At 61.3% G+C, this 15747-nt stretch carries 19 protein-coding genes; 1 reads left to right on the plus strand and 18 read right to left on the minus strand.

From position 1 onward, the window contains the following. Nucleotide 1: 1 nt before the first annotated feature. From N5D53_RS07230 to trmJ, 14 genes are all read right to left on the minus strand, one after another. Nucleotides 2-1030 (minus strand): RodZ domain-containing protein, encoded by a 1029-nt coding sequence (locus tag N5D53_RS07230; protein WP_104960821.1) that lies wholly within the window; start codon nt 1028-1030, stop codon nt 2-4. Beyond that, the gene (gene pilW, locus N5D53_RS07235; protein ID WP_020193002.1) at nt 1027-1788 is read right to left on the minus strand and encodes a type IV pilus biogenesis/stability protein PilW; all 762 of its coding nucleotides are present in this window, start codon (nt 1786-1788) and stop codon (nt 1027-1029) included. The genes N5D53_RS07230 and pilW overlap by 4 nt, the downstream gene beginning before the upstream one ends. Nucleotides 1789-1802: 14 nt before the next feature. Next, complete coding sequence (gene rlmN / locus N5D53_RS07240; protein WP_003248524.1) at nt 1803-2948, minus strand: 23S rRNA (adenine(2503)-C(2))-methyltransferase RlmN; 1146 nt, start codon at nt 2946-2948, stop codon at nt 1803-1805. A 28-nt stretch (nt 2949-2976) separates the two neighbouring features. After that, nucleotides 2977-3402: a nucleoside-diphosphate kinase gene (ndk, locus tag N5D53_RS07245; RefSeq protein ID WP_003248526.1), complete on the minus strand. Its 426-nt coding sequence runs from the start codon at nt 3400-3402 to the stop codon at nt 2977-2979. A gap of 88 nt (nt 3403-3490) precedes the next feature. Further along, nucleotides 3491-3691, minus strand: a complete 201-nt coding sequence (iscX, locus tag N5D53_RS07250; protein ID WP_003248529.1) for a Fe-S cluster assembly protein IscX — start codon at nt 3689-3691, stop codon at nt 3491-3493. A gap of 10 nt (nt 3692-3701) precedes the next feature. Beyond that, nucleotides 3702-4043 carry an ISC system 2Fe-2S type ferredoxin gene (gene fdx, locus N5D53_RS07255; protein WP_003248531.1) on the minus strand — a complete coding sequence of 114 codons (342 nt, stop codon included), beginning with the start codon at nt 4041-4043 and terminating at the stop codon, nt 3702-3704. Nucleotides 4044-4046: 3 nt separating this feature from the next. Continuing rightward, complete coding sequence (gene hscA / locus N5D53_RS07260) at nt 4047-5909, minus strand: Fe-S protein assembly chaperone HscA (RefSeq protein ID WP_064492819.1); 1863 nt, start codon at nt 5907-5909, stop codon at nt 4047-4049. 43 nt (nt 5910-5952) lie between these two features. Further along, entirely contained in the window at nt 5953-6474 is a 522-nt protein-coding gene (hscB, locus tag N5D53_RS07265) for a co-chaperone HscB (RefSeq protein ID WP_010952065.1), read from the minus strand. 8 nt (nt 6475-6482) lie between these two features. Beyond that, a complete protein-coding gene (gene iscA / locus N5D53_RS07270) occupies nt 6483-6806 on the minus strand; it encodes an iron-sulfur cluster assembly protein IscA (protein ID WP_003248536.1) in 324 nt (107 codons plus the stop codon). Nucleotides 6807-6834: 28 nt separating this feature from the next. Next, a complete protein-coding gene (gene iscU / locus N5D53_RS07275; RefSeq protein WP_003248539.1) occupies nt 6835-7221 on the minus strand; it encodes a Fe-S cluster assembly scaffold IscU in 387 nt (128 codons plus the stop codon). A 46-nt stretch (nt 7222-7267) separates the two neighbouring features. After that, entirely contained in the window at nt 7268-8482 is a 1215-nt protein-coding gene (locus N5D53_RS07280) for an IscS subfamily cysteine desulfurase (RefSeq protein WP_003248541.1), read from the minus strand. A 45-nt stretch (nt 8483-8527) separates the two neighbouring features. Further along, nucleotides 8528-9019: a Fe-S cluster assembly transcriptional regulator IscR gene (iscR, locus tag N5D53_RS07285; protein WP_003248542.1), complete on the minus strand. Its 492-nt coding sequence runs from the start codon at nt 9017-9019 to the stop codon at nt 8528-8530. A 179-nt stretch (nt 9020-9198) separates the two neighbouring features. Further along, entirely contained in the window at nt 9199-9984 is a 786-nt protein-coding gene (gene cysE, locus N5D53_RS07290) for a serine O-acetyltransferase (RefSeq protein WP_104960819.1), read from the minus strand. Between the two features lie 3 nt (nt 9985-9987). After that, nucleotides 9988-10743, minus strand: a complete 756-nt coding sequence (trmJ, locus tag N5D53_RS07295) for a tRNA (cytosine(32)/uridine(32)-2'-O)-methyltransferase TrmJ (protein WP_004576300.1) — start codon at nt 10741-10743, stop codon at nt 9988-9990. Between the two features lie 151 nt (nt 10744-10894). Here trmJ and suhB point away from each other — a divergent pair, with 151 nt between their 5' ends. Further along, complete coding sequence (suhB, locus tag N5D53_RS07300; protein ID WP_003248548.1) at nt 10895-11713, plus strand: inositol-phosphate phosphatase; 819 nt, start codon at nt 10895-10897, stop codon at nt 11711-11713. 169 nt (nt 11714-11882) lie between these two features. Here the strand turns inward: suhB and N5D53_RS07305 are convergent, their stop codons facing one another. The 4 genes from N5D53_RS07305 to yajC form a co-directional block, all read right to left on the minus strand. Then, nucleotides 11883-12425: a glycine zipper 2TM domain-containing protein gene (locus N5D53_RS07305; protein WP_010952063.1), complete on the minus strand. Its 543-nt coding sequence runs from the start codon at nt 12423-12425 to the stop codon at nt 11883-11885. A 118-nt stretch (nt 12426-12543) separates the two neighbouring features. Beyond that, nucleotides 12544-13452 carry a protein translocase subunit SecF gene (gene secF / locus N5D53_RS07310; RefSeq protein ID WP_010952062.1) on the minus strand — a complete coding sequence of 303 codons (909 nt, stop codon included), beginning with the start codon at nt 13450-13452 and terminating at the stop codon, nt 12544-12546. 10 nt (nt 13453-13462) lie between these two features. Beyond that, a complete protein-coding gene (gene secD, locus N5D53_RS07315) occupies nt 13463-15325 on the minus strand; it encodes a protein translocase subunit SecD (protein ID WP_020189973.1) in 1863 nt (620 codons plus the stop codon). A gap of 63 nt (nt 15326-15388) precedes the next feature. Beyond that, complete coding sequence (gene yajC / locus N5D53_RS07320; protein WP_003248556.1) at nt 15389-15724, minus strand: preprotein translocase subunit YajC; 336 nt, start codon at nt 15722-15724, stop codon at nt 15389-15391. Between the last annotated feature and the right edge of the window lie 23 nt (nt 15725-15747).

Consider the following 15747-nt stretch of genomic DNA (forward strand, 5'->3'; position numbering starts at 1 on the left):
CTTACTGTCCCAACTTCAGGCGAGCGGTCTCGCCACTGGTGAACGGGGCAACATCGACGGCCTGGCCGTTGTAGCTGACCTGGGCGCCCCGGGCAAAGCCCAGGCGTACCGCGAATGGCGGCTTGCCGGTCAGCTCGAGGTTGTCCCCCTTGCGCTTGATGGCGCTGAACAGCACCTTGCCGTTGCCGTCGCTGACCTGGGTCCAGCAATCGGCGGTGAACTGGATGGCGACCTTGGCGCTGCCTGCTGGCACCGCGGCAGGCTCGACGGCCGCCACGGCCGGTGCAGGTGCAGGTGCAGGTGCCGGCGCAGCAGTGGCCTGTACCGGAGGAGTAACCGGTGCAGGCGAAGCAGCAGGTGCGGGTTGCACAGGCGCTTGTTGTGCTGGCGCAGGCGCTGTGGCAATGACTGCCTCAGAGCTTACCGGCGCCTGTTCAGCGGCAGCATGCTGCTCGGCAGCGCCCTGCTCCAGCGCCAGCGGCGCGCTTTCAGGTTGCTGCCCAGCGGAAACGGCCTGGTCTTCAGGCTCATCGAGCGGGTGAATCTGTGTGGTGCCGTCGGCGCTTTCGACCTCGACGTGCTCCAGGGCAATCTTCGCCAGCTCCTTGCCCCGCAGGCTGCCCTGGTCCTGCCACCAGAAAAAGCCACCACCGACCACAGCCACCAGCAACAGCAGGCTGACGCCGCGCAGGATGTTGTGCGACAACCGCACAGGCTCTTCGATACGGCCCAGCGAATGCACGTCGCTGCCTTTGGCGTGGGTACCGGTGTAGCGGTCGAAGGCATCTACCAGGGCGGCCTGGTCGAGGTCCATCAGCTTGGCGTAGGCGCGAATGTAGCCACGAGCGAAAGTATGCCCGGGCAGCTTGTCGAAGGCGCCGGTTTCCACGTGGTTCAACGAACTGACAGTGAGGTTGAGCTTGCGGGCCACCTCGGCTTGAGACCAGTCCCGTTTCTCACGGGCCAGGCGCAAAAGCTCACCGGGGTTCTGGCCAGGCGCTACTGCTACTTCGGGATGCGCGGCGTTCATCGTTGCTCCGACAGGTATTGCTGATATTCCGGCGTACCGGGATAAAGTCGTTGTAATTGCTGGCCCAATTCGGCCAGTGTGCCCTGCTCGTCGAACACCCTGGCAAGGCGGCTGCCCAGCAGCAGGCTACGGGCGTCGTGGTCGCTCAACTGGCTGAAACGATCGTAGTAGTCCCGAGCCGGCACATAATGCCTGTTTTCGTAGGACAACTCAGCCATTTCCAGCAACGCTTTTGGTTGCCGCTGGTTGAGTTGTAACGCTTTCAACAGATACGCGTGCGCCTGATCGCGGCGTTCGAGCTTCAGGGCGGTCAGGCCCAGATTCTCGTACACGCGTGAACGCTCAGGATACAGGGTATCGGCACTGGCCAGGCGAAACATCTGCTTGGCCTCGGCAAATCGCCCCTGAGCATAAAGGAAACTACCGTAATTGTTGCGAATTCGCGTGTCACCGCGGCTTATCTGCAAGGCCTTGCGAAAATGTGCTTCGGCTAACGCCGGCTCGCCTTGGGCTTGAAACACTACCGCCAGGGCGGCGTGCGCGTCGACATCCTGGTCATCCAGCGCCAGGGCCTTTCCCAGCGGCGCCTTGGCCTGTTCGGTCAAACCTTGTTGCAAATAACCCAAGCCAAGCTGCACATAAGCCCGCCCTGCCTCCACCCTGCCCTGGCGGCTGGCCAAGGGGTCGCTCGCGCCGCCCGACACGCAGCCGGCCAGCAGCGAAAGCGCAAGGATCGACAGCGCGGCACGCAGGCTCATGGGCAAGGTACCTGTCAGTGGCTGGCGGCGCTGTCTGGCAGTTCGACGTCCGCAGAAAGCTGGCGAACAGCGATGTAGCGCTCACTGCGGCGAGTACGGTCATTGACCTGGCCGACCAGCTGGCCACAGGCAGCGTCGATGTCGTCGCCGCGCGTGGTACGGGTGGTGACGTTGAAACCACCGTGGTGCAGCAGGTCCTGGAAGCGACGAATGGCGTTGTTGCTCGGTCGCTCGTAACCCGAATGCGGGAACGGGTTGAACGGGATCAGGTTGATCTTGCAGGGTACATCGCGCAACAGTTCGATCATCTGCGCGGCATGCTCGGGCTGGTCGTTGACGTCCTTGAGCAGGGTGTACTCGACGGTGAGCACGCGCTTGCCGCCCAGGGTGGACATGTAGCCCATGCACGATTCCAGCAGCATCTTCAGCGGGTACTTCTTGTTGATCGGTACCAGCTTGTTGCGCAGTTCGTCGTTCGGCGCATGCAGCGACAGGGCCAGCGACACGTCGATGTGCTTGGCGAGTTCGTCGATCATCGGCACCACGCCCGAGGTGGACAAGGTGACACGGCGCTTGGAAATGCCATAGCCAAGGTCATCCATCATGATTTTCATGGCGGCAATGACGTTGTCGAAGTTCAGCAAGGGCTCGCCCATGCCCATCATGACCACGTTGGTAATCGCGCGGTCGACTTTGGCAGGAACGGTCCCGAAGGATTTGTTGGCAAGCCACACCTGGCCGATCACTTCGGCGGCCGTGAGGTTGCTGTTGAAGCCTTGCTTGCCGGTGGAGCAGAAGCTGCAGTCCAGGGCACAGCCGGCTTGCGACGATACGCACAGGGTGCCGCGGTCGTCGGTTGGAATATAGACGGTCTCGACGCAGCTGCCGGAGGCAACGCGGATCACCCATTTACGGGTGCCGTCGGCGGAAATGTCTTCACTGACCACTTCCGGTGGGCGAATTTCGGCAACGGCCTCGAGCTTTTCGCGCAAGACCTTGCCTACGTTGGTCATGGCCGCAAAGTCGGACACGCCAAAATGGTGAATCCATTTCATCACCTGGCCGGCACGGAAGCGCTTCTCCCCAATAGAGTCGAAGAATTGTTCCATTTCCGGCTGGGTCAGACCCAACAGGTTGATTTTGCCAGTAGATGTCGTCATGGATTCACCCTCACCCGTAAGCTTTCGCTTAGCGAGTGGTTACCTCGGTAGCAGCGAAGAAGTAAGCGATTTCGCGAGCAGCAGCAGCTTCGGAGTCCGAACCGTGAACGGCGTTGGCGTCGATCGACTCGGCGAAGTCAGCGCGGATGGTGCCGGCAGCAGCTTCTTTAGGGTTGGTAGCACCCATCAGCTCACGGTTCTTGGCGATGGCGTTCTCGCCTTCCAGAACCTGGACAACGACCGGACCGGAAGTCATGAAGGCAACCAGGTCACCGAAGAAGCCGCGCTCGCTGTGCTCAGCGTAGAAGCCTTCGGCTTCGGCTTTGGACAGTTGCTTCATTTTCGAGGCAACGATTTTCAGGCCGGCTTCTTCGAAGCGAGTGGTGATCTTGCCGATGACGTTTTTGGCAACAGCGTCAGGCTTGATGATGGAGAAAGTACGTTGAACAGCCATGGAAAACTCCAGAATATGAGTGTTACGAAAAATTAAACCCGCGAATTATACGCGGGTTCCGGGGGATTGCCTAACCTGCAAGTGACGCTTAGTCGGCTTCGTCGATCCAGGCGGCCTGGATTGCCTCGAGCACTTTCTCACCGCCGCGTGACGGATCGTCGCTGAACTCTGGCAATGCCAGCACCCAGCGGTGCAGGTCCACGAAATTCACATAACGAGGATCGACCTCAGGCTTGCTTTCTGCAAGCTGGATTGCGATCTCAAGTACATCAACCCATTTCAGACTCATGTACAGGCCCTCAGTGCGGTGCTTCGGCAGCATGGTTGAGCGAATACTTGGGGATCTCGATGGTCAGGTCTTCGTCAGCGACGAAAACCTGGCAACCCAGGCGCGATTGCGCTTCCAGGCCCCAGGCTTTGTCCAGCATGTCTTCTTCCAGCTCGTCAGCCTCTTCGAGCGAATCGAAGCCCTTGCGCACGATGCAGTGGCAAGTGGTACAGGCCTTGACGCCGCCGCAGGCGCTTTCCATCTCGATGTGATGGTCGTGGGCCAGCTCCAGGATGTTGGTCCCGGGCTTGACCTCCACGGTCAGCCCCTCGGGGCAGAACTTCTCATGCGGCAGGAATGTCACCAGCGGCATCGATTACTCCTCGATCTCATTCAGGTTGCGCCCGGCCAGTGCGGCTTTGACCGTCGAATCAAGGCGACGGGCGGCAAATGCATCGGTCACCTGCGACAGACGCTTGGTCTGTTGCTCGATGGCTGCGCCATCGGTGCCGGCCAGCAAATCACGTAGTTCTTGCATCTGGAATTCAATGGCGTCGCGCTCGTCACTGCTGAGCAGGCGATCGCCGTCGGCGTCCAGGGCGCCCTGTACCGCCTCGAGCAGCCGCTCGCCATCTACCTGATGCTCTCGCAGCTGGCGGGCGTGCTTGTCGGAACCGGCGTGTTCGAAGGAGTCCTTGAGCATGCGGGCGATTTCGCCATCGGTCAGGCCGTAGGACGGCTTGACCTGAATGCTGGCTTCCACGCCCGAACCCAGCTCGCGGGCAGCGACGCTGAGCAGGCCATCGGCATCCACCTGGAAGGTGACGCGGATTTTTGCAGCACCGGCAACCATGGCCGGGATGCCGCGCAGCTCGAAGCGGGCCAGCGAACGGCAGTCGCTGATCAGCTCGCGCTCGCCCTGCAGTACGTGGATCATCATGGCCGACTGACCATCTTTGTAAGTGGTGAACTCCTGAGCGCGGGCCACCGGAATGGTGGTGTTACGCGGGATCACCTTCTCCATCAGCCCGCCCATGGTTTCAAGACCAAGCGACAACGGGATGACATCGAGCAGCAGCAGCTCGCCACCTTCGCGGCGGTTGCCGGCCAGGGTGTCGGCCTGGATGGCGGCACCGATGGCCACCACCTGGTCTGGGTCGATCGAGGTCAGCGGGGTGCGCCCGAACAGCGCGCCCACGGCCTCACGCACACGCGGCACGCGGGTCGAACCACCGACCATGACCACGGCGCTGACTTCTTCCAGCTCAACGCCACTGTCGCGCACGGCGCGGCGGCAAGCCTTCAGGCTGCGGGCAACCAGTGGTTCGATCATGGCTTCGAAGGCGCTGCGGGTCAGCTCACCGTGCCAGGCACCGTGACTGACGTTGACCACATCAGCGTCGGTCAGGGCTTCCTTGGCGGCGCAGGCGGTTTGCAGCAGCGCGCGCTGGGTAGCTGGGTCCAGATCGGACGACAGGCCAGCCTGCTCGATGATCCAGCCGGCAATAGCATGGTCGAAGTCGTCACCACCCAAGGCGGTATCACCGCCGGTGGCCAGCACTTCGAATACGCCAGCGGTCAGGCGCAGGATGGAAATATCGAAAGTACCGCCGCCCAGATCATAGATGGCCACCACGCCTTCGGCGTTCTGGTCCAGGCCGTAGGCTACGGCGGCCGCAGTCGGTTCGTTGAGCAGGCGCAGCACGTTCAGGCCGGCCAGACGCGCTGCGTCTTTGGTAGCCTGACGTTGGGCGTCATCGAAATAGGCCGGCACGGTGATCACCGCACCTACCAGCTCGCCACCCAAGGTGGCTTCGGCCCGTTCGCGCAACACCTTCAGGATGTCGGCTGACACTTCCACAGGGCTTTTCGGCCCCTGCACGGTGTCGATGAACGGCATGTGCGATTCACCACCCACAAAGCGGTATGGCAGTTGCTCGCCCAGCTGCTTGACGTCGGCCAAGCCGCGCCCCATCAGGCGCTTGACCGACAGCACGGTGTTCAACGGGTCGCTGGAGGCAGCATCACGCGCGGCCTGCCCCACTTCGTTGCGCCCTTCGAGGTAGCGCACCGCGGACGGCAGAATGACGTTACCCTGCGCGTCGGGCAGGGGCTCGCTACGGCCGCTGCGCAGTGCAGCGACCATTGAGTTGGTGGTGCCCAGGTCGATTCCAACCGCCAGGCGGCGCTGGTGCGGCTGAGGGCTTTGACCGGGTTCGGCAATCTGCAGTAGGGCCATGCTTATCTGAATACCTTAGGTGCCATCACGGGCAGCACCGGGGTTAATCGTCGAGGCGCTCTTCCAGTTGGCGCACTTCTTGGGCGAGCTTGTCGAGGAACTGCATGCGGCGCATCAGGCGTTCAGCCTTGTCGCGCTCGCCCGGGGCATCCCAGCAGCCGGCAAAGTCCTCATTCAGCGTGTCCTGGGCGGCCTTCAGGCGCTTCTTGAACACGCCGACACCGTCAAGGTCGGCTTCATCCTGCAGTTCTTCGAGCTCTTCACGCCACTGCATCTGCTGCAGCAGGAAGTCAGGGTCGTGGACCGTGACCTCCTGGGGCACTTCGTGGCCGCTGATGGCCAGCAGGTAGCGCGCGCGACGCGGCGCACTGCGCAGCGTCTGGTAAGCGTCGTTGAGGGCCGCGGATTTTTCCAGCGCTATACGCTGCTCACGCTCGGAGGCGTCGGCAAAGCGATCAGGATGGACTTCGCGGGCCAGCTCGCGATAGCGAGTGGCCAGCTTGTCGAGATCCAGACGGAAGCTTGGCTGGAGGTCAAACAATGCGTAATGACAAGGAGTACCCACAGCCAGCCTCAAACGTTGAAGCTTTCGCCGCAGCCACACTCACCGCGCACGTTGGGGTTGTTGAACTTGAAGCCTTCGTTCAACCCTTCCTTGACGAAATCCAGTTCGGTGCCATCGAGGTAGACCAGGCTCTTGGGATCGATGATCACCTTGACGCCATGGTTTTCGAACACCTGGTCTTCGTCCGCCAGTTCGTCGACGAATTCCAGCACGTAGGCCAGACCCGAGCAACCGGTGGTGCGCACGCCCAGGCGAATGCCCTCACCTTTGCCGCGCCCGTCGAGGGAGCGGCGAATGTGGTTGGCGGCGGCTTCTGTCATGCTGATAGCCATCAGAACTCCTTACCTTGCAACAGGCGACTTAGATCAAGCCTTTCTTCTGCTTGTAGTCGCGTACGGCTGCCTTGATGGCATCTTCGGCGAGTACCGAGCAGTGGATCTTGACCGGCGGCAACGCCAGCTCTTCGGCCAGTTGGGTATTCTTGATGGTTTCGGCCTCATCCAGGGTCTTGCCCTTCATCCACTCGGTGGCGAGGGAGCTGGACGCGATGGCCGAACCGCAGCCGTAGGTCTTGAACTTGGCGTCTTCGATAACGCCCTGCTCGTTGACCTTGATCTGCAGACGCATCACGTCACCGCAGGCCGGGGCGCCGACCATGCCGGTGCCGACATCCGGGTCTTCGGCATTCATCTTGCCGACGTTGCGCGGGTTTTCGTAGTGGTCGATGACCTTTTCACTGTATGCCATGGTGCAATTCCTTCCTCATCAGGGAGCCGCTCTTGCCGGCGACTGCTTAGTGGGCGGCCCACTCGATCTTGGAGATGTCAACGCCGTCTTTGTACATATCCCACAGCGGCGACAGCTCACGCAGTTTATTGACGGCCTCGCAGACTTTCTGCGCGGCGTAGTCGACTTCTTCTTCGGTGGTGAAACGGCCGAAGGAGAAGCGGATCGAGCTGTGCGCCAGCTCGTCGTTGCGGCCCAGAGCACGCAGTACGTAGGACGGCTCGAGCGACGCGGAGGTACAGGCCGAACCGGACGATACGGCGATGTCTTTCAGCGACATCAGCAGCGATTCGCCTTCGACGTAGTTGAAGCTCAGGTTCAGGTTGTGCGGTACACGCGCAGTCTGGCTGCCATTGACGTACAGCTCTTCAAGGTTTGAGACCTGCTTGAAGAAGCGGTCGCTCAGGGCCTTGATGCGTGCGTTTTCTGCAACCATTTCCTGTTTGGCAATGGCGAAGGCTTCGCCCATGCCGACGATCTGGTGGGTCGGCAGGGTGCCCGAACGCATGCCGCGCTCATGACCGCCGCCGTGAATGATGGCTTCAAGACGTACACGCGGCTTGCGACTGACGTACAGCGCGCCGATGCCTTTCGGGCCATAGACCTTGTGCGCCGAGAACGACATCAGGTCGACTTTCAGCTTTTGCAGGTCGATTTCGACCTTGCCGGCCGACTGGGCGGCGTCGACATGGAACAGTACGCCGCGCGAACGGGTCAGTTCACCGATGGCGGCAATGTCGTTGATCGAGCCGACTTCGTTGTTCACATGCATCAGCGAGACCAGGATGGTGTCGTCGCGCAGCACCGCTTCTACCATGGCCGGGGTGACGATGCCGTCTTCGCCTGGCTCCAGGTAAGTGACTTCAAAACCTTCGCGTTCCAGCTGGCGAGCGGTATCCAGGACCGCCTTGTGCTCGATCTTGGAGGTAATGATGTGCTTGCCCTTGGTCTGATAGAAGTGCGCGACACCTTTGAGCGCGAGGTTGTCGGACTCGGTGGCACCGCTGGTCCAGACGATTTCGCGCGGATCGGCGTTGATCAGCTCGGCAACCTGACGACGACCGTTCTCCACCGCTTCCTCGGCCTTCCAGCCAAAGACGTGGGAGCGCGAGGCCGGGTTACCGAAGTTCCCGTCGACCAGCAGGCAGTCGGCCATCTTCTGGGCCACGCGTGGGTCGACCGGAGTGGTCGCAGAGTAATCAAGGTAGATCGGCAACTTCATTTGTCTCTCCTATCAGGCGGTGGCGTCGCTCGTCGTCCCAGGGGGTCAATCGACGGCAGACGTCTCAATCTTGTCCAGCTGGGCGGTTCGTCCTGCGACACGGCGCAGGTCCTGGCGCTGGGCGACTTCCTGCACATCACGGCGCTTGACGAGGTCGGCCAGGCTTATGCCGCTGAGGAATTCATGGATCTGCTGGCTGAGGTCGCACCACAGGTGGTGGGTCAGGCAGGTATCACCGGCATGGCAGTCACCGAGCCCCTGGCAGCGGGTGGCGTCGACCGATTCGTTGACCGCGTCGATAACCTGGGCCACCTGGATGGTTTCCATGCCCCGCGACAGCTGGTAGCCACCGCCTGGACCGCGCACACTGGAAACCAGGCTGCTGCGGCGCAGCTTGGCGAACAGCTGCTCCAGATAAGAGAGGGAAATGCCCTGGCGCTCGGAAATATCGGCCAAAGACACCGGCCCATGCTTCGCGTGCAACGCCAGGTCGAGCATGGCGGTCACGGCGTATCGGCCTTTGGTAGTCAGTCGCATGGCTATTGGGTACCACGGGAGTTTCAGGATGTGTGCGAGTATGCGATTCCCGAGCATTTAAGTCAACTATTAGACCTACTGCTTTAGTCGGGATTGCATCTGGGAGGCGGGCGCGATTGTAGCAGACGAGGGGCGTGAGCACACGCCCCGCATGCCACCATGACTTCAGTGCGGCGCGATCAATGCGGCTGAGTGTCGCGCTGGGCCACCTGGGCAGCCTCGCTGAAGTCGTCCTCCGGCAAGGCCGGCAGTTCCTTGGCACAATAGTCACTGCCCATCTTGGTCAGCGCGCCACACATACCCTCCAACCGTTCGTCGACGGCCTGCAGGTGATCGAGCATCTGGCCGATGGCCCGCGCCACCGGGTCGGGCATGTCGCCACTGACACCATAGGCGTCGAAGCCGATCTTCTCGGCCATTGCCTTACGCTTGGCTTCAACTTCAGCGTCCTCGCTCTTGACGATGATCCGCCCCGGAATGCCTACCGCCGTGGCCCCGGCCGGCACCGCCTTGGTGACCACCGCATTGGAACCGATCTTGGCGCCGGCGCCGACCGTGAAAGGCCCCAGCACCTTGGCACCCGCCCCTACCACCACGCCGTTCTCCAAGGTGGGGTGGCGCTTGCCCTTGTTCCAGCTGGTGCCACCGAGCGTCACCCCCTGGTACAGGGTGACGTCATCGCCGATCTCGGCGGTTTCGCCAATGACGATGCCCATACCGTGGTCGATGAAAAAGCGCCGGCCAATGGTGGCGCCAGGGTGGATTTCGATACCGGTCAGCCAGCGACCGAAGTTCGACACCAGCCGGGCCAGCCATTTGAAATCACGCCTCCACAGGGCATTGCCCAGGCGGTGCAGCCAGATGGCATGCATGCCGGGGTAGCAGGTGAGCACCTCGAAGGCATTGCGTGCAGCCGGGTCACGGTGGAATACGCTTTGAATATCTTCACGCAGGCGTTCGAACATCTGTCAGTCCTTCCGTTTATGCGGCTCGCCCCGGACCACTTTCTGGGTCTCGGTGAGGATGCCGCGCAAAATGCTCATTTCCGAACGCTCGACCGCCACCCGCCCATACAGCCGGCGCAAGCGCGGCATCAGGTGCTTGGGCTTTTCGGGGTCGAGGAAGCCGATGCCCACCAGGGTTTTCTCCAGGTGGTCGTAGAACAGCTCCATTTCATCCATGGTCGCCAGCTCAGCGGCGTCAACCTTCTCGACTTTGCCCGGCGCTTCACCGGCAGCCAGCCAGGCCATGCGCACCTCGTAGGAGAGCACCTGCACGGCAGCCGCCAGGTTCAGCGAGCTGAAGTCGGGGTTGGAGGGAATGTGCACGTGGAAGTGACATCGCTGCAGTTCTTCGTTGGTCAGGCCGGCGTGCTCGCGCCCGAACACCAGGGCGATTTCCTCGCCGCCATTGGCATGCTCCACCGCCTTGGCACCGCATTCACGCGGGCCGATCAACGGCCAGGGAATGCTGCGCTCGCGGGCGCTGGTGCCCATCACCAGGTTGCAGCCGACCAGCGCCTGTTCGAGGCTGTCGACCACCTGGGCATTGTCCAGCACATCGTCGGCGCCCGAAGCACGGGCACTGGCATCCACGGCGGGGAATTCTTTCGGCTGCACCAGCACCAGACGCGACAAGCCCATGTTTTTCATGGCACGTGCAGCGCCGCCGATATTGCCGGGGTGGCTGGTATTGACCAGAACAACACGAATATTTTGCAGCAAGGTGTTGTGCTCACAGATGCAGGAATCAGGGCCTTCGATCTTACAGAACCGACAGACGTAACGCCATGAAAGCAAATGTGACACTTCTGCCGCCAAAGTTTTCTGCTAGAATGATCGGCTTTCTTCTTTAACATCTCCAGGTGACCCGCCCATGCAGCCTATGCTGAATATCGCCCTGCGCGCCGCTCGCAGCGCCAGTGAACTGATTTTCCGCTCCATCGAACGCCTGGATAGCATCAAGGTCGATGAGAAAGAGGCCAAGGACTACGTTTCCGAAGTCGATCGCGCCGCCGAGCAGAGCATCGTCAACGCCCTGCGCAAGGCCTACCCGAACCACTCCATCCAGGGCGAGGAAACCGGCCTGCACGCGGGTAGCGGCGAAGAAGGCAAAGATTACCTGTGGATCATCGATCCGCTGGACGGCACCACCAACTTCCTGCGCGGCATCCCGCACTTCGCCGTCAGCATCGCCTGCAAATACCGCGGCCGCCTTGAGCACGCCGTGATCGTCGACCCGGTTCGCCAGGAAGAATTCACCGCCAGCCGTGGCCGTGGCGCCCAACTCAATGGCCGCCGCCTGCGCGTCAGCTCGCGCACAAGCCTGGAAGGCGCCCTGCTGGGCACCGGCTTCCCGTTCCGTGATGGCCAGATGGCGGACATGGACAACTACCTGGGCATGTTCCGCGCCTTGACCGGCCAGACCGCCGGCATCCGCCGCGCCGGCTCCGCCAGCCTGGACCTGGCCTATGTGGCTGCTGGCCGCTTCGACGCCTTCTGGGAGTCGGGCCTGTCCGAATGGGACATGGCAGCTGGCGTATTGCTGATCCAGGAAGCCGGTGGTTTGGTGAGCGACTTCAACGGCGGCCACGACTTCCTCGACAAAGGCCACATCGTTGCAGGCAACATCAAGTGCTTCAAGGCGGTACTGACTGCCATCCAGCCGCACCTGCCAGAAAGCATGAAGCGCTAAGCGCAGATTGCCGGCAAACAAAAAGCACCTCTTGAGGTGCTTTTTTTGTGCCTGGTGGTTTTGCGTGGCCTGTACCGGCCTCTTCGCGGGTCAACCCGCTCCTACATGGATCGCATTGCCCCTGTAGGATCGGGTTTACCCGTGAAGAGGCCGGCACAGACACCGCAAATCACTGACCCGCTTCGCTCAGAATCAGCTTGCCATTCTTGTCCAGCGGAATGGTCGATCCCGGCTCGCGATCCATCTTCACCTTGCCTACCTGATCACCGATGGAATAGGTCACATTGTAGCCCACCACCTTCTCACTGATGTCGTTGACCGTGTTGCAGCGGGTTTGCGTGGTCGTGTAGGTATCACGCTCCTGCATGCCTTCCTGCACCTTGTTACCCGCATAACCACCACCGACCGCACCGGCCACCGTGGCAATCTTCTTGCCGGTACCGCCACCAATCTGGTTACCCAACAGACCACCTGCCAACGCACCGACTACGGTACCGGCAATCTGGTGTTGATCCTTGACCGGCGCCTGGCGCGTCACAGTCACGTCCTTGCAAACTTCACGCGGGGTTTTCACCTGCTGCTTGATCGGCTGCACGTCAGTCACCTGGGCGACTTCGGGGCCTTTGTTCACCAAGCTGTAGGTCGCCACAGCACCTCCGGCAGTTACACCGACAGCACCCAGCACCGCACCCACCAGCATTGATTTATTCACGTGAACCTCCTGATCGTACCAGCGGGTGTGAACCCGCGCTTCTCCCAGCCTTGGAGCAAAAAAAAAGGCGCGAGTTCAACACTCGCGCCTTTTCATCGCCAAACGGCGCAGGAAAAACCTACGGACGTTCGTCCACACCTTCGGCCTTGACCGGCGGAATGAGATCCTCGCTGCTCAGGTTCAGCCAGATCAGTACCACGTTGGCGATATAGATCGACGAGTAGGTACCGGCCATGACACCAATGAACAGGGCCAACGAGAAACCGAACAGGTTGTCACCCCCGAAGAACAGCAGCGCGGCAATGGCCAGCAAGGTCGAAACCGAAGTGGCGACGGTACGCAGCAGGGTCTGGGTGGTGGATACGTTGATGTTCTCGATCAACGAGGCCTTGCGCATGACGCGGAAGTTTTCACGTACCCGGTCGAACACAACGATGGTGTCGTTCAGCGAGTAACCGATGATCGCCAGCACCGCCGCCAGCACCGTCAGGTCGAAGGTGATCTGGAAGAACGACAGGATACCCAGCGTTACCACCACGTCGTGGATCAGCGAAACGATCGCCCCCACGGCGAACTTCCACTGGAAACGGAACGCCAGGTAGATGAGGATGCCGCCCAAGGCCAGCAACATGCCTATGCCACCCTGGTCACGCAGCTCTTCACCCACCTGAGGGCCGACGAACTCGACACGCTTGACCTTCGCCGGGTTGTCACCTCCGGCCTTCTGCAGGGCTTCAGCTACCTTGTTACCCAGCATGGGATCGTCGCCAGGCATGCGCACAAGCAGGTCAGTGGTAGCACCGAAGCTCTGCACCACGGCCTCGTTGAAGCCGGATTCGACCAACTCGGCACGCACAGCCTTGACGTCGGCCGGGCGCTCGTAGGTCAGCTCGATCAGCGTGCCCCCGGTGAAGTCCAGCCCGAAGTTCAGGCCCTTTTGCCACCAGCTGAACAGCGCCAACACGGTGAGGAGCACGGTGACGGCGAACGCGACATTGCGCACGCCCATGAAATTGATGGTTTTCATCGCAGCTCCCTCAAACCCACAGCTTCTTGATGTCACGCCCGCCACAGGTCAGGTTGACCAATGCACGGGTCACCATGATGGCAGTGAACATCGAGGTGAAAATCCCGAGGGACATGGTGACCGCAAAGCCTTTGACCGGGCCGGTACCCATGGCAAACAGGATGCCGCCGACCAACAGGGTGGTCAGGTTGGCGTCGACGATTGCCGAGTAGGCGCGATTGAAGCCTTCGTGGATGGCGCGCTGCACCGACATGCCAGCCGCGATTTCTTCGCGAATACGCGAGAAGATCAGCACGTTGGCGTCCACCGCCATACCCATGGTCAACACGATGCCGGCAATACCCGGCAGGGTCAGGGTCGCCCCCAGCAGCGACATCAACGCCAGCAGCAGCACCATGTTGCCCGCCAGGGCGATGGTGGCCAGCACGCCGAAGGCGCGGTAGATGGCGATGATGAACAGCGAGACGAACAGCATGCCCCACAGCGACGCGTTGATACCCTTGGTGATGTTATCGGCACCCAGGCTTGGGCCAATGGTACGTTCTTCAGCGAAGTACATTGGCGCGGCCAGGCCACCGGCACGCAGCAGCAATGCCAGTTCCGACGATTCACCCTGGCCGTTCAGGCCGGTGATGCGGAACTGGCTGCCCAGCGGCGACTGGATGGTCGCCAGGCTGATGATTTTCTTCTCTTCGACGAAGCTTTGTACGGCAACGTCCTTCTCGACGCCCCCGACAGTCTGCTTGACGTAACGGGTGACTGGCTTCTGCTCGATGAAGATCACCGCCATGCTACGGCCAACGTTGCTGCGCGTTGCGCGGCTCATCAGCTCGCCACCGTGACCATCCAGACGGATGTTCACCTGCGGGCTACCATGCTCGTCAAAACTGGCCTGGGCGTCGGTGACCTGGTCACCGGTGATGATCAGGCCCCGCTCGACTGCGGCGGAGCGGCCGCCCTCACGGAACTCGAACACCTCGGTAGTGGCTTTGGAGGCACCTGGTTCAGCACCGAAGCGGAACTCCAGGTTGGCCGTTTTACCGAGGATACGCTTGGCTTCGGCAGTGTCCTGCACGCCAGGCAGCTCGACCACGATACGGTTGGCGCCCTGGCGCTGTACCAGGGGCTCTGCCACACCCAGCTCGTTCACGCGGTTGCGTACGGTGGTGAGGTTCTGCTTGATCGAGTATTCGCGGATCTCGGCGACTTTCGCCTGGGTCAGCGCCAGACGCAGCACCGCAAGCTCGTTGCGCTCGGTGGTGGTCAGGTCGAAATCATTGAAATTCTTGCGGATCAGGGCACGTGCCTGTTCGCGGGTGGCATCGTCAGCGAAGCCCAGCATGATGCCGCCATCCTGCTGAGGCAGGCTGCGGTAGCGGACGCGCTCTTTGCGCAGCAAGGTCTTGACCTCGCCTTCGTAGACTTTCATGCGGGCAGTCATGGCCTTGTCCATGTCCACTTCCAGCAGGAAGTGCACACCACCAGACAGGTCCAGGCCCAGTTTCATCGGGCTTGCGCCCAGGTTGCGCAGCCATTGCGGGGTAGTCTGGGCCAGGTTCAGGGCCACGACGTAATCATCGCCCAGTGCCTTGCGCACGACATCCTTGGCTGGCAACTGGTCTTCCTGATTGGTCAGGCGGATCAGCCCGCTGCCCTTTTCACCCAGGCTTGCGCCCTTGACAGCGATCTTGGCATCGACCAGCGCCTTGCTGACGCGATCGAGGTCGGCCTGATTCACCTGCAGCGCCGAGCTGGCACCGCTGATCTGTACCGCCGGGTCATCCGGGTAGAGGTTGGGAGCGGAATAAATGAAACCGACCACCAGTACCAGCACGATCAGTGCATATTTCCACAGAGGATATTTGTTCAGCATCACGCCGCCCGTTCAAGACGCGGGGCGCGTTGCGCGCCCCGACTGGAAAATAAAACCGGTAACTCAGATAGCCTTGAGCGTACCTTTTGGCAGGGTCGCAGCAATGGCACCCTTCTGGAACTTCAGTTCGACAGTGTCGGACACTTCCAGCACCACGAAGTCATCGGAAACCTTGACGATCTTGCCGGCGATGCCGCCGTTGGTGACAACTTCGTCACCTTTCTGCAAGTTGCTCAGCAGGTTCTTCTGCTCTTTTGCGCGCTTGGCCTGCGGGCGCCAGATCATCAGGTAGAAGATGACCAGGAAACCGACCAGGAAAATCCACTCGAAGCCGGTACCGGCTGGGCCAGCGGCAGGTGCTGCAGCGTCCGCGTATGCGGCGGGGATGAAGAAGCTCATTGGGCACTCCTAATGTAATTTTC

The sequence above is a fragment of the Pseudomonas sp. GD03862 genome (assembly GCF_029840855.1).
Lineage (GTDB): Bacteria > Pseudomonadota > Gammaproteobacteria > Pseudomonadales > Pseudomonadaceae > Aquipseudomonas > Aquipseudomonas alloputida.